Origin of the sequence: Variovorax sp. PBL-H6 (assembly GCF_901827155.1) — a bacterium.
In the GTDB taxonomy this organism is placed as follows: Bacteria; Pseudomonadota; Gammaproteobacteria; order Burkholderiales; family Burkholderiaceae_C; genus Variovorax.
In genome coordinates this window covers 294,035-313,432 of the sequence record NZ_LR594660.1, presented here as the reverse complement: position 1 = coordinate 313,432, position 19,398 = coordinate 294,035, and the positions used below count along the sequence as shown (strand labels likewise).

27 protein-coding genes are annotated in these 19,398 nt (G+C 62.7%); 10 read left to right on the top strand and 17 right to left on the bottom strand.

The window, feature by feature from the left end; translation table 11 throughout:
* Positions 1-59: 59 nt before the first annotated feature.
* On the bottom strand, positions 60-965 hold the full coding sequence (locus G3W89_RS29905; protein WP_146039564.1) for a hypothetical protein: 906 nt from the start codon (positions 963-965) through the stop codon (positions 60-62).
* 1,424 nt (positions 966-2,389) lie between these two features.
* Positions 2,390-2,590: a hypothetical protein gene (locus G3W89_RS29900; RefSeq protein WP_162570922.1), complete on the bottom strand. Its 201-nt coding sequence runs from the start codon at positions 2,588-2,590 to the stop codon at positions 2,390-2,392.
* Between the two features lie 201 nt (positions 2,591-2,791).
* On the opposite strand from G3W89_RS29900, the gene G3W89_RS29895 reads away from it, so the two are divergent.
* Both G3W89_RS29895 and G3W89_RS29890 read left to right on the top strand, forming a co-directional pair.
* Positions 2,792-3,181: a hypothetical protein gene (locus G3W89_RS29895; protein ID WP_197893622.1), complete on the top strand. Its 390-nt coding sequence runs from the start codon at positions 2,792-2,794 to the stop codon at positions 3,179-3,181.
* 175 nt (positions 3,182-3,356) lie between these two features.
* A complete protein-coding gene (locus G3W89_RS29890) occupies positions 3,357-3,851 on the top strand; it encodes a hypothetical protein (protein ID WP_162570923.1) in 495 nt (164 codons plus the stop codon).
* A 110-nt stretch (positions 3,852-3,961) separates the two neighbouring features.
* On the opposite strand, the gene G3W89_RS29885 is transcribed toward G3W89_RS29890, so the two are convergent.
* The 4 genes from G3W89_RS29885 to G3W89_RS29870 form a co-directional block, all read right to left on the bottom strand.
* A complete protein-coding gene (locus G3W89_RS29885) occupies positions 3,962-4,615 on the bottom strand; it encodes a hypothetical protein (protein ID WP_068674016.1) in 654 nt (217 codons plus the stop codon).
* Between the two features lie 120 nt (positions 4,616-4,735).
* On the bottom strand, positions 4,736-5,044 hold the full coding sequence (locus G3W89_RS29880) for a hypothetical protein (RefSeq protein ID WP_068674014.1): 309 nt from the start codon (positions 5,042-5,044) through the stop codon (positions 4,736-4,738).
* A 94-nt stretch (positions 5,045-5,138) separates the two neighbouring features.
* Entirely contained in the window at positions 5,139-5,570 is a 432-nt protein-coding gene (locus tag G3W89_RS29875) for a hypothetical protein (protein ID WP_068674012.1), read from the bottom strand.
* Positions 5,567-6,058, bottom strand: coding sequence for a hypothetical protein (locus tag G3W89_RS29870; protein WP_162577718.1), 492 nt, complete (start codon positions 6,056-6,058; stop codon positions 5,567-5,569). The genes G3W89_RS29875 and G3W89_RS29870 overlap by 4 nt, the downstream gene beginning before the upstream one ends.
* A 267-nt stretch (positions 6,059-6,325) precedes the next feature.
* Here G3W89_RS29870 and G3W89_RS29865 point away from each other — a divergent pair, with 267 nt between their 5' ends.
* The 3 genes from G3W89_RS29865 (at position 6,326) to G3W89_RS29855 (ending at position 7,710) form a co-directional block, all read left to right on the top strand.
* A complete protein-coding gene (locus G3W89_RS29865) occupies positions 6,326-6,715 on the top strand; it encodes a GIY-YIG nuclease family protein (RefSeq protein WP_162487217.1) in 390 nt (129 codons plus the stop codon).
* A gap of 262 nt (positions 6,716-6,977) precedes the next feature.
* Positions 6,978-7,337: a hypothetical protein gene (locus G3W89_RS29860; RefSeq protein WP_068674006.1), complete on the top strand. Its 360-nt coding sequence runs from the start codon at positions 6,978-6,980 to the stop codon at positions 7,335-7,337.
* A gap of 13 nt (positions 7,338-7,350) precedes the next feature.
* Complete coding sequence (locus G3W89_RS29855; protein WP_162487218.1) at positions 7,351-7,710, top strand: helix-turn-helix domain-containing protein; 360 nt, start codon at positions 7,351-7,353, stop codon at positions 7,708-7,710.
* A 309-nt stretch (positions 7,711-8,019) separates the two neighbouring features.
* Here G3W89_RS29855 and G3W89_RS29850 read toward each other — a convergent pair whose 3' ends face one another.
* Genes G3W89_RS29850 through G3W89_RS29830 form a run of 5 tightly spaced genes read right to left on the bottom strand, consistent with a single transcriptional unit; the run spans position 8,020 to position 10,791 of the window.
* Positions 8,020-8,751: a hypothetical protein gene (locus G3W89_RS29850; protein ID WP_162570926.1), complete on the bottom strand. Its 732-nt coding sequence runs from the start codon at positions 8,749-8,751 to the stop codon at positions 8,020-8,022.
* Complete coding sequence (locus G3W89_RS29845; protein ID WP_162570927.1) at positions 8,748-9,152, bottom strand: hypothetical protein; 405 nt, start codon at positions 9,150-9,152, stop codon at positions 8,748-8,750. Before G3W89_RS29845 ends, G3W89_RS29850 begins: the two co-directional genes overlap by 4 nt.
* Positions 9,153-9,167: 15 nt before the next feature.
* Complete coding sequence (locus G3W89_RS29840; RefSeq protein WP_162570928.1) at positions 9,168-9,422, bottom strand: hypothetical protein; 255 nt, start codon at positions 9,420-9,422, stop codon at positions 9,168-9,170.
* A gap of 58 nt (positions 9,423-9,480) precedes the next feature.
* Positions 9,481-9,981 (bottom strand): hypothetical protein, encoded by a 501-nt coding sequence (locus tag G3W89_RS29835; RefSeq protein ID WP_068673996.1) that lies wholly within the window; start codon positions 9,979-9,981, stop codon positions 9,481-9,483.
* 3 nt (positions 9,982-9,984) lie between these two features.
* Positions 9,985-10,791, bottom strand: coding sequence for a hypothetical protein (locus tag G3W89_RS29830; protein ID WP_162570929.1), 807 nt, complete (start codon positions 10,789-10,791; stop codon positions 9,985-9,987).
* A gap of 177 nt (positions 10,792-10,968) precedes the next feature.
* Here G3W89_RS29830 and G3W89_RS29825 point away from each other — a divergent pair, with 177 nt between their 5' ends.
* Entirely contained in the window at positions 10,969-11,235 is a 267-nt protein-coding gene (locus tag G3W89_RS29825; protein ID WP_068673992.1) for a hypothetical protein, read from the top strand.
* Positions 11,236-11,320: 85 nt separating this feature from the next.
* The gene (locus G3W89_RS29820; protein ID WP_162570930.1) at positions 11,321-11,908 is read left to right on the top strand and encodes a hypothetical protein; all 588 of its coding nucleotides are present in this window, start codon (positions 11,321-11,323) and stop codon (positions 11,906-11,908) included.
* A 143-nt stretch (positions 11,909-12,051) separates the two neighbouring features.
* Here the strand turns inward: G3W89_RS29820 and G3W89_RS29815 are convergent, their stop codons facing one another.
* From G3W89_RS29815 to G3W89_RS29795, 5 genes are all read right to left on the bottom strand, one after another.
* Complete coding sequence (locus tag G3W89_RS29815) at positions 12,052-12,642, bottom strand: hypothetical protein (protein ID WP_162570931.1); 591 nt, start codon at positions 12,640-12,642, stop codon at positions 12,052-12,054.
* Between the two features lie 44 nt (positions 12,643-12,686).
* Positions 12,687-13,871 carry a hypothetical protein gene (locus G3W89_RS29810; RefSeq protein WP_162577717.1) on the bottom strand — a complete coding sequence of 395 codons (1,185 nt, stop codon included), beginning with the start codon at positions 13,869-13,871 and terminating at the stop codon, positions 12,687-12,689.
* 80 nt (positions 13,872-13,951) lie between these two features.
* Entirely contained in the window at positions 13,952-14,296 is a 345-nt protein-coding gene (locus G3W89_RS29805; protein WP_068673983.1) for a hypothetical protein, read from the bottom strand.
* A 53-nt stretch (positions 14,297-14,349) separates the two neighbouring features.
* On the bottom strand, positions 14,350-14,850 hold the full coding sequence (locus tag G3W89_RS29800) for a hypothetical protein (RefSeq protein WP_068673981.1): 501 nt from the start codon (positions 14,848-14,850) through the stop codon (positions 14,350-14,352).
* Between the two features lie 32 nt (positions 14,851-14,882).
* Positions 14,883-15,911: a hypothetical protein gene (locus tag G3W89_RS29795; RefSeq protein WP_162577716.1), complete on the bottom strand. Its 1,029-nt coding sequence runs from the start codon at positions 15,909-15,911 to the stop codon at positions 14,883-14,885.
* 144 nt (positions 15,912-16,055) lie between these two features.
* On the opposite strand from G3W89_RS29795, the gene G3W89_RS29790 reads away from it, so the two are divergent.
* Complete coding sequence (locus G3W89_RS29790; RefSeq protein ID WP_068673977.1) at positions 16,056-16,340, top strand: DUF1653 domain-containing protein; 285 nt, start codon at positions 16,056-16,058, stop codon at positions 16,338-16,340.
* Between the two features lie 144 nt (positions 16,341-16,484).
* Here the strand turns inward: G3W89_RS29790 and G3W89_RS29785 are convergent, their stop codons facing one another.
* Positions 16,485-17,414, bottom strand: coding sequence for a hypothetical protein (locus G3W89_RS29785; protein WP_162570934.1), 930 nt, complete (start codon positions 17,412-17,414; stop codon positions 16,485-16,487).
* A gap of 138 nt (positions 17,415-17,552) precedes the next feature.
* Here G3W89_RS29785 and G3W89_RS29780 point away from each other — a divergent pair, with 138 nt between their 5' ends.
* Positions 17,553-17,987, top strand: coding sequence for a hypothetical protein (locus G3W89_RS29780; protein ID WP_162570935.1), 435 nt, complete (start codon positions 17,553-17,555; stop codon positions 17,985-17,987).
* On the top strand, positions 17,987-18,577 hold the full coding sequence (locus G3W89_RS29775; RefSeq protein ID WP_102905960.1) for a helix-turn-helix domain-containing protein: 591 nt from the start codon (positions 17,987-17,989) through the stop codon (positions 18,575-18,577). Before G3W89_RS29780 ends, G3W89_RS29775 begins: the two co-directional genes overlap by 1 nt.
* Positions 18,578-19,398 lie beyond the last annotated feature (821 nt).

Sequence of the window (19,398 nt, the reverse complement as noted above, 5' to 3'; positions counted from 1 at the left end):
TTGCCTAAAACGAAAGCGGCGCCTTATAGCACCGCCTTGCTGACCGTCACGTCGCGGTACTAACTCGCGAAGTGCTGCTGGATATGCAGTCCGTCACGGGTACCAATGACCTTGACGGCAGGGCTTCGGAAGTGCGAGACCGTCTCCAGTGGCAAATCGAGCGCCGCGTGCGAGGCGTTGAGAGGAGTCTCCCCGACAAGAAACGCGCCCTCCTTATCCAGGACGGCGAGGACTCGAGAGCGGACAACCGGGTCCTGCTCGAGCGAGTAGCGCTGGCCCGGGTGGAAGCCGTAGTTGGTCAGCCACGCACCCGTGACGATGAGGTTGGGCATCTCCCGGTCAAGGGGCACCACCGTTGTGTTCGCGGGCGAAACCCGCAGCGCCTCTTCCGCGGTCGCCGGAGTGTCATAGTCGCGGCGGTCGTCGGCGATAAGGGCAAAGTCGCGCAGCGACCTGGCCACGCCAACCAATGCGATTGCGCCGTCCATGGCGACAACCCGTACCGTGTCACCTTCGATGGTCGACAAGACCGCCCGGCCGAAGCGTTTGCCGCCGTAGGCACGCTTGCCCCGAGCCATCTTCGAACGCAGCTGGCTATTGGCTTCCTCTGCGGCGACCTGCTCGATGAGGACGCCGTCCATGTAGCGGGTCACCCGCAGCGGCGAGTCAAGCTCGAAGCCTGCGACGCTCCACACATTGCCGGTGACGTCCAGGCACCGCTGTGCGCGACCATAGGCCGCCGTGGTGAGCTCGCGCCACAGCAGGCCCTTGCGCGCGGGCAGGGGCGCGTCGACGTGGGCCACGGTCTCCTCTTTGAGCAAGCCCTCGTTTTTCTCGAACTCCGGCAGGTGCTGGTAGCGGGCGGCTTCCGAGCCAGAAACGACGGCAACGAAGCCTGGGCCTGCTAGCAGGATGGAGTCTCGGTGAAGCACGGAAGGCAGGCGCGACATCGTCAACTGCAGCACGGCGCCGCGCTCCGAGCTTCCGGCAAGCGCACGGCGCTGGCCACCGTGGCGGGAGCTCGCGGTCACAAGGGCGCCGTCCCCGAAGGTGGAGACGAAAACAGCGGCGCGGCCTGAAAGGCCAGCAGCGGCAAGCATGCGGGCAGGGATGACGAGGAAGCGCCGCCCAGCGTTCGGCGCACCGTATTGAAAGGCATCGCATCGGGCGACGGGGTCGGCCAGCTTTGGCCAAGCAGCGAGAGAGGGGTACATGGTTGACAGGAACGAGGGTCAAAATCGAAAAAACGACATCTGCTCGTCCCGGCATTGGGCGCAAAACTAGAGCGCCGCCCGGAACCAAGAAACCACGTATTGAGAGACACGCTTCGGTAGAGGCAGAAAGGAAAAGAGACCGCGCTGCGCCGACTATCGTGAGCCTTAAAAGGTCTCACGTCGCTGGTACAGGCGGTCGTCGGTTTTGCGCAAGGGTCATCGTCGTAAGCTAGACGGCCGCCCTAAGGCAACCGTCGCACTGCGTATAGGCACCCCGGAAAATGATGGGTTAACCCTTAGCATATAGAGGGGCACGTCCATACGCGCGCAGTTCCATTGCCGGGCGGCCGCCCGCCGGCCGCCGCGGAGAACACCAAACGAGAGCCGCCTGGTGCGCAGTGCCGTGACTTGAGTGCCGAGCGGTTCCCGCCCGCGTCCCGCCCTGTAAATGCCCCAGGCGAGAAAGACCGCCCCAAGTGGGCGGGTTCGCGGGCGGGCAAATTGCTTTCCAAAGGTCCGGGAGCTCTGCACGTTCGTACCCGTGCCACGCCCGCCCCAACGACCAGCTACTCGCCAAGGCCGGTGAGCCAACGAGTAATGGGAGCCGCTGGCGAAGCGCAGGGCGCACGCGCTTTCCCTGCCTTGCGCCATTGGCCTGAACGGGTGGGTCCTACATAATCGCCCGTACGCCTCAGCCAGGGGCAGGAGTGGCCCATGACCTCCATTTTCCCGACGGCTTCCGAGTCTAACGGCCACCTGCCGCCGCCATTGCTGCACATTGCCCAGCCCCGTCCAAGGTGCGCGGCGCGGATGCCATGACGACCCGTTTCCAGTCAACTCTCCTTTCCAATTGGGGAGCTCGCGCTTCGGCACTAAAGGTGGAGCACCGGTCTCTGGCCGAGACTCCAGCGACGACATATGTGGCTTGGCATCGTCGCGGTAGCTGCCGCCACCATTGCTGGCAGCTCATTGGTTGCTCAGGTCTCGAAGGACCCAATGGTCTTGCTCGGTCTAGGATGGCTCAGCCTCCTTGGAGCCTTGTGCACTGCCGTGAGCTCCTTCCTGAACTACGGCAAGACAGCTGAAGCGCACCGCTTGGCCGCGGACAGCTAAGAGAGCATCCGGCGCAGCGTCGAAGTTATCGCTGCGGGACCCAAAGTCCAAAAATCCGCGCTTCAGCAGGAGAGCTGATGGAACTGGAAAGGCGCTTCCAGGCTGCCGACAAAATTGCGCCACTCCGGGTTCGAGGGGTGGTCGGCGGCGGCGGGGATGACGACGACGATGACGACGATGACGACGGCGATGATGATGACGACATCGACGAGGTCGATGACAACGACTTCGAACGAGTTCTTGCACGCCGAAATCGTGGACAAAGGGAAGTACGCACGCCGCTACGCTAGCAGCGACCCCAATGCTAGGCAATGGTGGCGCCAGCGGCATTGCACGCCCCCGGTGGCTCACTGAATCTGGTCTTCCCGTTGTTCCCTCCGCGGGGCGGCAAGCAATGGTTTTCAAAGTAACCAAGCGCCTTTGGTCGTTCGCTACAGGTCACAGGAAACAACCTAGGACGACCTGTGCCTTTCGACAAAGAAACCTGCCCCTACTGCGCCGACCCTCACTGCGAAGCTGATTTCACAGACGTAGGGGTGGGATACGTTCAGACAGGTCCGTACCACTGCTACGCCTGCGGCGCAACTGAAGTTGGCGGCTTCGACACCTCGACACCGTCGGCCGACGAGCTGCGAATCGGCTGGTACGCGCCCAATAGCCCGAACCTGCCCGACACAATCTCCAGCCTGAACGGTCAGTTTGTAGACGCGGAGACAGCGCTGGCGATTTACCGCCGCGGCGTCGTGGACCGCGTTCCTTTCAAGCTCTCCGTCGAGCCTGCCGAGTTTGCGCGGCTGATGGGCTTCCGTATTCAGCATTCCCGCGGCCATCCATTACTAAACGACAGCCAGTGAACAACGCTTCGCGGGTCTCAGGCAAGCCATTGCTAACTGGTGGCAACGGGTCGCCTGCCCCTGCAGCAAAACCGTGCTGCTCCATGAAGATAACGCCTGCAGCATGCGCGAATGCACGGCTTGCGGTTCCATCCAGACCTACGGACGGCCGTGAGCCGTCCTCAAAAGGACATCCATGAAAATTGCAATTCCCCGCCTTTACGTAGGCTACGGACCGGTGGGCCACCCAAAGGCTCGAACCTTCGACTTCGGCTTCGACAAGGAAGACTTGGGAAGCGCGCTCTACCGCTACCTGACCCACAACGCCGGCCAAGGCCTCGTGCCTACCGTCTTCTTTGACGAGTGGCTGGGCCTGGAAAAGCAGGGCTACTACATTCTCGAGGTCGTGAACGGAGAAATTCCCGACGCTGTGCTCGAAGGCTTGGAAGCGCCTGCGTGGTTTGCCCCTCGTCCCTTGGGTGAGCCCGGGCGAAAGCTACGGGAGTTCGAAAAGCTGCTTCCAAGCTACGTCCGCCCTGCTGACGTAGAGACATGGGTCGAAGGCGACCCCGCTTGCGACCACGACTTCGGGCTGGAGAGCTACGAGACCGTGGAGCGAGGAGACCAGTTCTTTGACCGAATGAGCTGCACCCGCTGTGGCGCTGTCCACGCGATGCCCCAGGTCGACTGATTCACAACCGACCCGCCAGGTTCTCCTGCGCGGGTCGTTTTCTTGCGATTCTCGGGCCCTTGCAGGCCGGCAGCAGCGCGTCCGACGTTGCGCCGAGCGCCATTGGTGCACTACTGGTCTAGCTGGTACACCTGACTGCCGAGGTGGTACCGGATGGTCGTGTCGCACATGTTGGCCAGGCGGTGGGCCTCCTCTGGCACGTCCAGCTCGTCGTTGTGCCTGGTGTACTGCGCTCGAGCAACCTCCAGTGCCCGCTCCAGCTCTCGACGCAGCCAGGGTCGAAGTTGGCTTTCAGGGGGCAGCCCGTCGATGTACTCCGTCCCGAAAGCTGCAGGCGCTCGCTTGAGACTCGCGCGCAGGGCCAACGCCGCCTGGTCAAGGGCGCGCTGGCCAATCTGCACGTGGAGCAGTTCATGGTCATACACCGCGCGGAATCGGCATCCCTTCACGTCCAGCTCGCGCGCGATGTAGACCACCGCGGTATCAGCCACCAATCGGGCATTGATGTTTGTGGTCGGGCAGCCGTCGCGGTTAGGGCCAGCCTCAAACTTGACGCGGAATCCGAACTGGACATCTGTAAGGCCGTCGGCCGGGCCAGGGCGCTGAGCCTGCGCCACCCGGGTCAGCTCGTCGCGGGCGACCGTGTTGTTGAGCTCAGGCGCGACCTGGGCGGAGGTTACCTCATAGGTCCCGATAACTTCGGGGCAGGCGGCGAGAGCAGCAAGTGGGGAGAGCAGCGCCAGCGCGATAACGCACCGGCCCATGCGTAGTCGGAGAGAATTCACGGCAACGTGGCAGCAGTAGGTCTGCGCACGTGTAGGTCCGGCGTTTAGCCGGCGTCTAGCTGTGAAAGCGAAGAGGCCACCTTTAGGTGGCCTCGGAATTCATGCAGCGCAAAGGTTTACCTTGGGAAGCTCAGGAGCTTCTCCCGGACGGGTGGTCTCGAAGTAGGTGCCGCCCATCAAGCCGGCGATGTCGTCCGACAGGTCCGCGTATGCGGGCTCAATACAAACCAGCTCGAGCTTGGGGTTCAGGAGGCCAATTTCGCGCCAGAGGTCCTGGTACGGGGCAGCCAGGTCGCGCGGTGCCTGGTTGGGCCGCATGCCGTGGGGAATCGCATAGACGCGGCATTGAGCTCGGCCTGGTGCGACGTAGATGGTCTCGGTATGGGTTTGGGGGGAAGCGGTCGTCATTGCGAATCTCGGTGGTTGTCCTGGCTGGTGTAGCAAGCAGGAGTGGGGTATGCACCAAAGATAAAGCCGCTGACACAGGGTCAGCGGCTGGAAATCAGGTTGATGCCCCTGGCGGCTTCCAGGCGGCGACTTCCTTGGGGGCAAGGTTGGCTTGAATGGGAACGAACAGAACCTCGACTTGGTCCTTGCACTGCGCCTCGTACGCGACGCCTTGCACGAGCTCACCTTCGGCTTCACCTTCCGCAATCAGCACCACTTCGGCGCCAACCCGGTAGTCCCCCTCGTCATCGCGCAGGATGGCGGCAAGTTCGGCTCGGTCGTCCGTGAGAGGGTGTATCGCGACGACCCGATGCTTGGGCATCTGCGCGTCTTGCACAATCTGCGCATACAACGACCAGCCCCCCGACACCTGGTAAGGGGCGCCCCGGTCCTTCGTGTTGACCAACAGATGCAGGAAGCCCTGCGCCGTCAGTTCCACATAGACGCTCGACACGAGCGAAATGTCACCGAGAACTTGTACTTTCATGCGCCGAGCACCTCGGCCATCTTGTCAAAGAGGCTGGGGGACTCGACGTGCAGCTGAGTGCCACCGGCGATGTCGTATTCCCGAAGGTTTGCGACCAGGCCATCAATGGCGGCCTTGCGACCGCGCAGGCGTTCACCGTCGTAGGCCCTCAGGCAGCTGACGATTTCATCTTCCGTCGAACCGACCTCCACGAGGCGGTCCCTGACCTTTTCCTTCGTCAAGGACGCCATCTTGTATTCGCCGCAGTTGGTACTGCCGGCAACAAGCTTTTCGCGCATCTCTTCCGTCAGCGTGCAACCCGCGCCCATCAGCAAGACGCCGAGGACCTGGTAGCCGATGGAGCGGTTGTAGCGCTCGCGTTCTTCGTCCCGCTCGCCGAGGCGACCGTCCAGCTTTGCGAACAATTCCGGAATGGCTGCCTCGAGCCGGGCGCGCGTGAGCGGTGTGTTCGCTTCGTCGTTCTCCAGGTCAATCTTGGCGAGTTCCAAGAGGTCGCACTCCCAGTCGAGCGCGTCGTCCGAGCCGATGATGGCGTAGCTCCAGCATCCCATGTCTTTTCCTTTGTGTGATGAATAGGTCCTGAGACCTGTAGCGACCGAGCGGCGCCGCGGCTAAACGGACCGCCTACACGGGCGATGCCTCAGCTTCCTCACCTGGTCTCAATCGCCGCCCTCGAGCGCGCCTTCGACGCCAATGACGCGCCCCGTACCGCAGAACTCGTTCTTTCGGCCCTACGGCAGGGAAAGGGCGATGTGATGCGCTCGTTCACCGCGCACCCGTTCGAGGACGACTGGCGCGACTTCGCGACGAAAGCGGTGCGGGACTACCTCCAAGCGGCGCAAGGGCACGTCTACGTCGTCGGGAATCCCCTTCAGCGGGACTTCCTGAAGGTGGGGAAGACGGGGCGCACGCCCGAGAAGCGCCTGGCCGAACTGAACAACGAAGCCGTGGTCGGCGCATTCATGTTGGTTGCCAGCTGGGAGGTGCTCGACCGCCACTATGTCGAGAAGGCGGCTCACCGCGCCCTGTCCTGCTTCGCCCGGGTCAAAGAGTTCTTCCAGGGCCACTACGAGCCAGTTTGCGCTGCGGTAGCGAAGGCTGTAGAGGAAGACCGAGCCGTTTTGGCCCGGGCAGGCTTCCGCTAATACAGCTCGACCGTCTCGAGCGTGAAATCGCTCGGGTAGCGCTCCCCGAGGAACTGGAAGATGGATTCCGCCTTGGTGTTCGAATCCGGTCTGACCAGCGCAACTCGTCGGGATGCTCGTCCGGGGGCGTGAAACCGAGCCTTGTGAAGCAGCAGCCCTCCGGCGTCCGGGGGAGCGCGGCTAGGAGCGCAGCCGGCACAAAAAAGCAGGTCAGGATTGCTTTGGCGGGCAGACTTGCATTCCATGTGGAAAAGCCCATAATTTGAACGTGCTGCCCATCTACCACCCGGACGCCCGGCTCGAGTTGCTCGACGTCCTCAAGGCGCCCGGCCGGGCGGTGAAACAATGTACTGGGATGATGATTGCTCGCCACCATGCCATGGACCTCGGCCTCGAGCCCCTGGCCCCCAGCGAATACCTGACCTCCGGTGCCGGGGGCTACGCTACGCTGTACGGGGTGGAGTATTCATACAACCTGTTCGGCCGAGTCGAGTGCGTCTATCAGGTCGAGGCTGGCGTAGTGACCCTTCTTGCCATCGACGCCTGGCAGGCTACCGCACGAGTCGGTCTTCCAAAGTCCGCGCCGGATGCGCGTGCACGCGCGTGGGGGCGGTCAACCTGAAGGAGAGAAGACCATGGGACGAATGAACGTAAACGATGCCGCTGCCCAAGCGCGCGAGTCTGAGGAGTTTGAAGCAAGCCTGCTTCAAGACCCAGAAGTCCGGTTCGGGTTCGACAACTACGAAATGCTGAAGCAAATTGGGGCATTCCTCCGGGAGATGCGAAAGGAAGGTGCGCTGTCGCAGGAGGGGCTAGAGGCAGCCAGCGGGATTGGCCAGGCCGAAATCAGCCGCCTAGAGACAGGAGAGATGGAGCGCGGTCCTTCATTGCTGACGCTCGTCCGATTGGCACACGCAGCCGGAAAGCGATTGGTCCTTGGCCTGGAAGACCTGGAAGGCCAAACCAGCGAGCCGCGTCGGGTGATATCTCTTTGAGCGTGCCACGTGTCCCTAGAAACATGGTCTGACGTGTGCGGCCTCGTCAGCGGCATCCTGCTCGTGGTGACGGCTTGGCGCAACGACGGGCTCTATGGATTCGTCGACAACCTTCGAAAGGTTGTCTCAGACGCGAAGGCCAAGTCACGCCCCGAGGACCCGATGGCGCCCGTTGTAATAGCTGTACTCGAAGCCGAACTGTCACGATGGTCCTGGGTAGACCGCTGGAGCTTGCGCGGCGGGGCTGTCTTCCTGGTCGCCGCTTTCCTGTTGAAGCTCTTGGCGCCAGCGAAATAGCAGGTTGAGCTGCTAGCTCGCCACGAACTCGGCGACCGTTTCGAGAACGGCTTTCGCCTTACTGATGTCGAACTCGTTTTCCGTGCGCACACCGGACTCCATGTCCAGCCAGTAAGCTACGCTCAGTTCATCGACTGCTCGCGCCACGGTCGCGACGTTGCCTGGCGAAATGCCCCCCGCGAAACCGAGAAACGCGCTCCCAAGCCCCTTCGGAATGGTCCAGGCATCGGGCTTCACGCCACGGCCCTTTGACTCGTCGAGCAGCACGTGGACGCGCGACCGGTCATCGCCGGCGAGGTGACCGAGGAATAGCTCGATTGCCGCGGTAGTGCCGCCATGGCGCTGGAGGATGAGGTCAGGCCCGAGGTCCAGCGCGCGCCGGTAGAGGTCGAGCGTCTCGCTCACGCTGAATACCACCCCGCGCGCATTGATGTTCAATTGCAGCCGACCAGCCTGCAGGATGTCCGTTGGCAGGGCGCCGGCCTTCAGCTCCGCAAAAGCCTGAAGCCCGCACAGGTGAACGGCCGAACCGCCGGCGGCCCCCGCATCGAAAAAGCGCTCTCGCCAAGCCCTCGTCGGGTTGCGTGCCAGCCGCTCCTTCTCGGGTAGGTAAAGTAGCGCCCATTCGACAAACGGGTAGCGGCGTCCGAGCTCGGCCAACGCATCGACGGAGGTGTTGTCATCCGGGCCTGTCAGCGAGACTCTCTCGAGGCCGCCACGGACAGCCCTTGCGCCGGCGCTCATGCTGCACGCCCCATTTCGAGCCGACCCATGAGGAGAGCTAGCAACTCGTAATCGAAGTCGTGGAAGCTCGCCGAGACCCCCGTTGCCACCAAGATGTGCGTGAGGTAGGGGGCGTACAGGTCGACGTTGTCCGGGGTGATTCCGCTGGCGATAGCGAGCGGGGCCTCACCCAGCGCCGCGCGCATGAGCTTCAGCTTTTCGACGTCTGCCGCCTTGCCGGTCGCCTCCCCGCTCGTGGTTGGAATCATGCCGAACTCAACCGCGCGCTGCGCAGCCAGGCCCGGGTTGGGCTCCGCCGCCTGGTACTTGAACGCCACCCCTCCAAAAAACGCGTGCCCAGGATACTTGCGTAGCTCGGCGGCAATCGGAAGGCCCAGCGCGTCGTCCTCCGTCGTATTCACGCGCGCATTGTCAGCCTAGGTCATGTCCAGCCCGGCTGCGACATTGCGCCTAATGGCCTCTACGGCCGGCAGGGTCAGATAATTGATGCCGACCTGCTTGGTCGGCCAGGCAGCCTTGATTTCAAGCGCAGCGGGCTCGAGCAACGAATCTCGCCCGTCCATCGAGATGAGCCACACCCCGTCGCACCCGGCGTCAAAGGCAACCGCGGCGTTGTGGAAGGCACGGGCCTTTTCAGCAAAGTGGATGACTGGCAGGACAATTGGGCGCATGGTGCTCCTGGGGGCTATGACTCGGAAATCGAAGTTTGAAGGCGGGCTGGCCCGGGGCCTAGTCCTCGTTGGAGGCACGTAGGCGGTCGACGAAGCTCGGTTGCGTGTCCCGCGGCCGCAGCTGCTCATGGTCTTCGCAGTACCAATGGGAAACCTTGTTGGCATCGACGCCGTAGCTGTAATCAGTTGGCGTTGAGCATACGGTGCACGAGGTCGCCGGAAGGAACGCCTTGCCCTTGAACATCCCGCAGTGCTTGCAGAACCCTGCACCGTTCGTGTACCCCCGGCGCTCGAACTCGTGGCCCGGACAAGCTTGATAGCGCTCGAACTTGGCAAATGCGTTTCGCTCCGCGTCCTCTACGTTGGAGCCTTCTCCTCGGATGAACGTCTCGGGGAACGCTTCGAAGTAGGCTGTGATGTATGGCTCGCCGCCGTCTCGGCGCAAGACCAGTCCCTTTGTCCCCCATTGGACGTAGCAATCTGCGGGCCAGGCACAGACCGGCGTATGGCCCGCATGAGCGTGGTGGCCCGGGCGGCAGTGGGCCGCGACGTTGGCCATGGCTCACGCCTCCCACGGTGGCGGAAAGTCGCACAAGGTGCCGTCGACCTGCGTGTACGAGTAGGCCCAATGCCCGGCTCCAGACCGGTCGTCGAACTGATATTGGTAGACAAGGTGATGCTCCGGCGAGCCCACCCCTATGCGGATGCCCCGGTCGACACTGGGCCGCTCGGGCAATGCACCCTTGAAATCGGGCGTCCGCCCCGCAACCGAGCGGGGACGGATGACCTCGTAGCCCTGCCGGCCGGCCGCCGAGGACACGAACCACCGGCTGGCAAGCCGAGCTGCCATCAGCTGGCGCTCCGCCGCGAGTTGGAGGAGGATGGACTTGGCAACAGGGCGCTCGCTCTCGCCGAGGAGAGCGACCTTGCCGCCCCCTTCAGCGGCTACCGCGAAATCCTCAGCTGACTCTAGAAGGCTCTCGTAGGCGGCGCGGTCGAACTCGAACGACACTTCCCGCGGCTCCCCCTCGACGAAGCCCCTGCTGCGCAGGTAGTCGAAGTAAGCCTGCGAGAACGTCCAGGAGACCGCGCCCGTCCTTCTACGGACATGAACCGGCTCGAAGACGCCGGCGCACTCAGGCACACCGCACTCACAGTTCAGGAGGAAGAGTTGCGCCCCGCGCAGTCGACCTGCCAGTAGGATGTTTCCGTCAAGGCGGGGACCGTCGGTGGTCTCATCCTTCGTGGAGGCGAAGGGCTTGCCGTCGACGATGAGCGTGAGGTGCACCAGCTGGTTGGGTTGGACCGGCTCGCAGACGAAGGGGCGGCTCAGCTCGCCGAGTTCGCAATGGATTTCGAGGGTGTTCATAGTTTGAGGCCAACACGCTTCTCAGCGGAAGCTTTGTATATGGACTGCGCTTATCGCGGCGCCGGACTCGAAGCACGAAGCCGCCGCCTAAAGCGCATTGTCGTATGATACATTTTAGCATCTCAAAAGTGCGCCGATGCGTTTTAGTTTTAGCTGATTTGGCGAAAGGAGCGGGGGATGACTGGAGCGGTCAAGAAATACGAGTTCGCAGACCTTGCGGGGTGCGTCTTGCAGCGCGAAAGCCGAAAAACCGGACACCTTGTGGGTCTGTACTCCGCCGCCCAGGCCGACCTGGATGAAAGCGGAGGTCCCTGGGCAACGATTTGCGAAGCACATGGCCACGTCGTCAACCATCCGACACTCGCCCTGGCCAAGGCACATCTTGGCGACCCCACGGGCTGGTGCGAGACCTGCATGGAGGAAGAGGAGGCGCGCGGCAGGTAGGGGGCGCTCGCGGGCATTGCCCTCGTCGCTAGACGTCGTTAGGACCACTTGAGCACACGACATGGCAGACATTTTTGGACTGGGGATGAAGACCATCCCCCAATCGCGCATCCCGCGGCTGCGTCGCGTATTTGACGAGCGCCTCGCGCGCATTCCGCTGATGCGGCACCCAGGGTTTCACTTCGACCTAGAACAAGAGGGCTACAAGGAATACGTGTTTGGTGGGCGCTACGCCTACTCGTCAGAATTCGGAGCGATTTGCCACGACCTGGCCCACGCAGTCGAGTTCGGCCCGGACAGGTTCGATGAACGCTGCAACCCCTGGGGCGGCTTCACCTTCAACCTGGGCAAAATCGAAATTGCGGGACGCGAGTACGAACACCCTGTCACCGGCCAGGCTACGGAGCGCGAGTGCCGCACCTATGGCATCCAAGCGCGCCTAGCCGACGCCTTCGGCATGAAGCTCAACTTCGAGGCCCATGCAGCTTACTGCGCTCACCTCTGCCGGCATATGCCCGACTGGGTCGCGTACAGCGGCAAAGAGGCTCAGCTGTTGCAGCTCATTGGTGAAAGCCGCGACATGTTCTCCCAAGCTGAAATCTTTCAGCGCCTGGAGGGCTGGTTCGACCTCACAGAACGGCGCCTCAAAGCGGAGCATACCGAGGACCTCTAACGGCCACCTTAGCCTAAACAAACCATTCCGCCCCGACCGCCACAGCGCCGTCGGGGCGCCTTTTCTTGGCGGTGGACTGCCTCAGTCCGAGGAGCAAAGAAAAGCGGACCCAGAGAGGGTCCGCTCGAAATCAAGCCAGAGGCTTATTGCTGGGAAGCGCGCAGTCGAATCGGTGCCGATTCCTTGCCGCTCTTGAAGGTTGCTTCGACACCTTCGGTGATGACAACCTTGTAGTCGTCGAGGTTGATTTTCGGGTAGCCGGCAATGCGCATCCACATACCGCGCCAAAAGGAGCCGAGCTCCTGCTGGTAAACGCGCTTCTTGTCGATGAGCGTAGTCTGGTTGACCTTGAATTCGTCGCGACCGGACTCTACAATTTGCTGAAGCTTCAGGTAGAGCTTTTCCGACACTTGCGGGTTGGTTTCGGTTATTGCCTGGAACACCGCCTTGGAGCCATCAGCGCCATAGCGGCCCTCGATGGCTGCCTTCGTCACCCGCACCAGGTCGTCGCGCATCATGTCTGTGACCTGTGCGGCCTCCAGGACCTTCTGCGAGTACGTCGCCAGGATGTTTTGGTTGTTCTGGTGCGTGGCCTTGATGCCTTGCTCCATGGTGTTGCCGGCGTTGTAGGCCGAGATGTAGCTGACACCGAAGACCGCGCCAATCAGCACGAACAGGGCGACGATTGCGATGAGGATGCCGACAGCGGCCGAGCCGTGTTGATTTTTCTTCATGGGGTGATTTCCTTGGTGATTGATGAACTGGGAGGCAGGGGCGTTTAGCGCCGGCTTTTAGCGTTTCGTGCGAACCGGCGCGGCATGTAGCCGCCCGACGATTCGGAGTTGTTAGCAAGCTTGATTGACGTGACGACGCTGGCGACCAGCGAGAGCACGAACAGCAGGGCAAGCAGCCACGTAGGCGGGGCGATTTCCCATTTCAGGTACTCGAAGTCGGACATTTTCTTGCGCTCGAAGCCCTTCATCGTTTGCTCTGTGAGCAAGGCGATGACGGAATCGGGCGTCACGGTCTTCAGGTCCTGGATGGCATCCTGGAGCTGCACTTTGAAGAGCTGGCTGTCGGACCAGGTCACGACGCGGGCCCATTCGACCTCAGGGTAGCTGGGCGCGCCGATGACCACAATAATGTCGTTCTTCTTTCCGCCCAGCCATTTCTGGTGCAGGGCCTGCGCGTAGTTCGGGTCCGTGTCGGCGGTGAACACCAGGACGGCGTTCGCGTGCTTGGCCGGGCCGAGCTTCTTCAAGGCGCCTGCGAGCTTTGCATTCCATTCGGCTGCGTCCGGCACCTTTGCGCCGACGACCAGAACACGATTCGCGTAGTGGTAGTCATGGATTTCGTCCGGATAGGGAGGCAGGTGGCCGTCGAATTTCGCGTACGCGGCCTTCTCGGCGAGCGTGTTGAACAGCGACTCGGGCGCAGCCTTCACGTAGTTCACGAAGTTGTGGCTTTTCGCCACCGGGTCCCCAACGGCGGCCTTGGTGAAGCGCGGAGGGACTGTGAGCCCTTGACGGTCAACGCGGTCGATGTCGATGTCCCCCACGTTGGTGTACAGCGTGTGGTCGACGTCATGAGTGTGCTCGTAGCAAGTGGAGCAGCTCTTCGTTGTGGTGGTCCGGCCCTGGGAATCGGTGCTGGTTGAGGACGTGCAGTTGCACTCGTAACTGTGCTCGCAGGAGACACGATGGGACTCCTTGCGGAGCACTTCACCGTTGAGCAACTCGACATCGTGCGTCTGGGCATAGCGTCCGCCGGCCCATCCGAGGATGACGATGGCGGCGCCGACGGCCAGATTGATGGCAATTTCCCGCACGGTCAGCTCATGCTTCCAAATTGCCTTCGCGATGAAGGGCCAGAGGAGCGGCACGACCAGCAGGAGGGCTAGTGTTTCCAAAATTGGTTCCTTGTGAGTTGTCCTAGGCCGTATAGCGAGCAGGCCTCGGGTCATCTAGAGAGTCGGGCGCGCCACTGCGCAAGCGCCCATAAGGAAGCCCGCGGTGAGCGGGCTTCGAAGGGAATGAGGGGAGCTCAGTCGGCCTGCTGTTTGGCCGCGGCCTCGACAGCGGTCACGAGGGCCTTGGCGGCCGAGACGGAGTTGAGGTTGATGCCTTCACAGGCCAGCGCCAGGAGGAGGGCCTCCATGCCGGCGACGATGCCACTGGCCACCCGGTCTTCAGCATGCGCGGCGAAGGGGTGCTTCGCGCCCTGGCTCAACACCTTGTGTTGCTCCAGGGTGGAGAGCTTCACCCACGCTTCCACAGGCATTGCGCCGTGGTTGCCAACAAGCTCCTTGCTGAGGCCGGAGCGCACGATGCGGCCGGCGCCGTCGAGGGTAGTTTCGATTTCGATGTCGAAGGGGAGGGCGTATTTCATGATGTCCTAGGTGGTTTTGTCCTTCGTCTAGCAAACGCCGGGTGACGCAGGGTTTAGAACGAATGGCCGACGAAGTCGGCAACTTCGAGCAGGCAGCTTTGCTCCCAGTCGTCGAAAAGGCCGTCCAGTTCGAGGACGTCAAGGTCGGTGTTCAGGTGCCAAAGGTCGCCGAGCAGCACCTCGCGGGACCAAAATCGAGCTGGTGGCTGAGGGAAAGCGCCAGACCTGTCAGCTAGGCAGGCAGTCACCTCCCAGTCTGAGGCGAGTTGTGTCCGAAACCTCAGGTCAAGGCGAAACTCCGGGGCGGGAAGGGGAGCGGCCCTGTTGTACACGGGCTTCTTGCCGAGGAGGGCAATGGAGCAGCAGGCGTCACAGCCGTCGGCACGCTGAGCTACGGTATGGCCCGTCTCGAGCGCCTGCCAGCGCACGCCCGCGGCATCAAGGCTGTGGCACAGCAGGTTGCCAAGTCGCTCGAGCGTCTCGCGAACAGCCGCGGTTCGACATAGGCGCGCGAGCTCCTTCAGAGGGTCGAGGTCAGCAGGGGCCGTCGCCATCCCCAGGCGATTTTCGTTCCTTCCGCGCATCACTACTTGGTGAAACTCACCTCGATGTCCGCGTTGAGGCTGTAGTTGTTTGCAGCCGGGTCGGCGCCGCCAACACGTAGCGTCGAGCGGTAGGTTCCAGCCGGCTGCCACTGGCTCACCTCCACGGTGAAGGACAGTTCGCAGGTTTGGCCACCGGCAACGCCGATTTGGCAGGTCGAGCTGAGGTTTTTGATTTGCCCCTGTGAGCCGTCCTGGAAGAAGCCAACGCTGTAGACCTGGTAGTTGTTCGTACCGCTGTTGTGGAGCTTCACCTTCCTCGTTAGAACGGTTCCTGCGGGCAAGTAACCCAGGGCGCCACCTTGGTCGAAAGCCAACATGACCGGGCGCGCCGGCGCAGTCACCTGCCCGGTCAGCATCGCCAACGTCTTGTGGCCTGCTGCAGCGGGGTCACCGCAAGCTCCAGCCGCGCAGGCCTCGAACTGCCATTGAAAGAAGAAGCTTTCTGCGTCCTGGTAGGTCCCTGCCGCACCGGCTCCGGGCGCGAACTGGAGGAGCAGCTTGCAGGTGGCGCCGACGGCGAGCGTCCCGCCGACAGCGGGACACCCGGACTCGACCTGTGACGAGAAGGGATAGGCAAGCACGCCGACCGGCAGGTAATTCAGCTGTAGCGTCTTCCCGGTCGTGTTCTGGAACGTCGCGACCAGCGAATCCGTTCGATGAAGCTCGGCTTGTAGGGCACGCGCCACGGTCAGCGTCGGGGTGTCGCTCCAAGGACCCGCTGCGTCTGGCGCAGGGGCAGCTTCCGTCGGGCTGCCGGGAGCGGGGGAGGGATTGGACGTTTGGGGCTGCGCCGGTCGCGCGCCGGGCGGGAGCATTGAGCCAGGGAAGGCGGCGCTGCCGAGAACGGTCAGGTCCCTCATCGGCATGACACCGCCGGCGGCTGCGCTGTGGGTGGCCATCAACAGGCTGGCGGCGGTGGCCAGGGCCTGGGGGAGTCGTTTGAGCATATGGTTCTCTGGGTCGGCAAAGTCGTGGCTTCTGCCCTGAACGCCAGGTGCCTGCCAGCTCAACGGTGCTGGGCCACGTGACACATGTAGCCCCGTGTTTTGTATGCCGACCGGGCTAAGCCGCGCTTCGGATGGCGCCGCGGGGCGCGGGGCGGCCGCCGACCTGGTCGCTATATGGCACATTCGATATCTGCATGGAGCCCCTACGTGCTTACAGCCGTTCCCACCTACTTTCGCCATACCGATGGCGGCATCTACGCTCTCACGTGCTTCGGCAAGCACACCGAGGATGCAAGCAACGTCGTGGTCTACCGCCACGTCTGGCCTTTCGAGCCCGACACCTGGGTTCGTCCGGCGTCGGAATGGCTGTCGCGCTTCAAGCACATCCCGGAAGCCGAGGTCATCAAGGCGCTAAAAGGCGACCGCGAAGCTGCGCAGGCCGCCATCACCGCAGCCAAGGCCAAGCGCAGGGCCGCTGCCGCATCCCAATAGACAAGAGCCAGTGCGTCATTCACCCCCGCCTAGAGCGGGGGTTTTCGTTTCTCCGGCACCGCTCCGGGCTCGAGCACGGGAGCCAAAGAAAAGCACCCCGGCAAAGCAGGGTGCTAGAAGCAGCGAGCGTGCGCTCGTGAGGGCTTATTTCCGGTAAGCCCGCGACTGAGCCGGGCTCAGGACGTAGGCCTTTCGGTCGCCGAGGTCATCCATGTAGGCGCGGATGTAACGGTGGTTGCCGTCACACAGCAGGTAGTCGGCCGTGTCACCTTCGGTCTTGAGAACGCCTTTTCCTTTGCCGACATAGATGAGGATTGCCGGTTGGTCCAGCACCTCTTGTGGCAACTCAAGCGCGTGTTTCGAGCTCACCGCGATGAAGAGCGAACCAATCTGGTCGACATCGCGTTTGGCCTTGTCGATGCCCAGGAAAGTTCGGGCGTAGGTCGCCACGAACTCCGCATCCATGGTCACTTCCTTCGGGCGTAGCTTCTTGCTGGCAATGTCCGCAAGGATGGCGCTAACGTCGATGCGCTTGTTCATCCACACAAAAACCTCTTTCGGTGGTGCCTTGCCCTCCAGCTCCATCTGGGGGAGCCCGTCGGCAGTGAACGTCGAAAAGGCGCCGCCCGCCTGCTTGTGCGAGCGCAGGGCAGAAGCCCATGCCTTGCCTTTCTTGGACAGGTGCAGCACCTCTCCAGGCTCGATGTCCTGCTCGTTGCTCGTGAACAGGCCTTCGGCCGCCAGGTCCTGCAGGCAGGCCCAGTCGTCGTGGCCGTCGACTTCAGAGCCGTCGCGAAGGCGCGTTCCGTGGTGGGAATCGACTGCGTGCGGCCAGGAGCGAGCGCCAGCACGCTTCGGCCGGGGGCATTCGCTCTGCATCACCCGGAGGTTGCGCCGCGTGCTGCGCATGCGCGCGTCCGCGCCAACCTGAAAGCCGGCACAGTCCGTCGCAACTGCTTCCACGTAGGAGAGGGTGGACCAGTGGTCTTTGCCCCAGGCGGACGAAGGGATGATGTCGTCCTTGCTGTAGGTCTTGTCTGCAGTGGGTCGTTCGAGGAGAGCAGCTTCACTCATGTTCATATCCTTGGTAGTAGTTGGCCTTCACGGTGTAGCAACCGCGATGCGCTTTAGGCCACTGCACACAACCGTATCCCTTGACCTACCTGGCTACATCGGTGTAGCATGAGACTGCACGCTTATAACGGATAACACATGGCCACCAAATACCTGCAGCAGCAATTCCTCAACTTCTGGTTTGTTCTGAACGAGTTGCCCGCGTCAGAGGACAGCGAGGGAGGCAGTACCATCTTCGGTACGGCCTACAAGACCGTCGAGACTGGAATCGGCAAGCTGCCGGTTGCCATCCAGGCCGTCAACGACGGCGGCATCCAGTACGAGGTTCCCGCGTACGACCTGTGCGCCGCTGAGGGCGCTGAGGAGCTTGAGGGAAAGCTCGCGTGGGTCGTTTCACTTCATTCGGAAAACTGTTTCGAAACTCCCACGGCCGCTGCCGTGAAGGCGTTTTTGGTTTGCTGCTTCGCGGAAGCCGCCCGGATGCATGGAGGAACGGCACGGCTCGCTAAGGTCACGTTGCAATCGCACACCATGGTCGTCGAGGAAGAGACTTTGCCGATGGAGGCTCTCTGATGGCAACGAAGGAAGACCTGACCCACGTGGCGCCGCTCGTCAAGAACACGCTCCTGTCACAGCTGGCTAATGCACGTACCGCCATGGGCCTCACCCAGGCCGAACTGGCCAGTCGCGCCGGCGTGAGCCGCATGACCATCCAACGAACTGAGGCGGAGGACGCCGACACCAGCCTGAGCACCTTCGTTCTGCTCGCACTCGCCCTGAATCACACTCCGCGCCTGGTGGCAAAGAGCGACGACGACGATAAAGACCAGTACACGCCCCTGCCGGCCGGCATCGTGCACCGCGGCTACGCATTCAACCGGACGAAGAGCGACCTCGAGTACCGTGACCGCCAGCGCGAGGCGGCGCTTGCCCAGGAATGGGAGGCCGCGAACCAGGACCGGCTCGGGCTGCCCCCTCTCATGCAGACCCTAGTCCCGAACCACACCCAGGAGCAGGCCTCGGCGGCGGCGACGGCCATCCAGTGGCTGGGCTCCGAGCAGGGCTTCGAGTTCTTGGTGAGGGTACTGGGCCGTGCCGGCTACGACGTCCTCGTGTCCAGGAAACAGCCGCCCAAGAGCGCCTTCAAAGCTCGAGGCCGCTAAGGGATAGCTGGCGACTATTCTTGCAGCGAGCTGAAAGGCATGGGCGAGGGTGCACGTCATGAACGTGCAGCGGTGGTTGGACAGGTTGGGCAGCCGGACCTCATCCAGGCATCTTCAGCGCGTAATTCACCAGGCCGCCAGCGTTGCTGACGGTCTTTGTCATCCCATCAAGGCTCGTGGGTGCGGAGGAGGGTCTCCCCGGGCACCGCATGCTCCTGCAATCGCAAGTTGCTCGCCTGACTCACAGCCCGGCAGGCCCCCTCGAAGGAGAACGCAGTGCACCCGTGGATAGCTCTTGCCACGGCATCCATTTGAGGGGTTCGCGGGCGCAAATGCGGCGCCGAGCTACGAGGGCGCGGGGGGCTGAGGCGCGAACGGCCGGGCAGGGAGTTTTGGGTCAAGGTGCACCGTATAGCCGTCAGCCCGAAAACCGAAGCCCAGCCAGGAGCCCTCTGCGTTGCAAGCAACGACGTGCCTATCCTAGGCATGAGCTCCTGCGATACCCCTGCCCACACCGGCTTGACGCCGGCCAATTTCGGCCTCTTCGGCACGTGCGGCCCCAGCAGTTGGAGGCGGGCCTTCCGCACTGCGCTCGAGGCTCGAGGAGTCACCTATTTCGACCCGCAAGTGGAGAGCTGGACGCCCGAGCTCGCGCCCTTGGAAGCATTGCACCTTGCGAACGACCAGTTGGTGGTGTTCGCGGTGACCGAGGAGACGTTTGGGTTCGGCTCCCTGGCAGAAACTGGTTTTCCACTTCACGCGGTGCGCGCGACCAGCGCGCAGCACTTCGTACTTCTGTATATCGCGGAGGACGTCAGCGA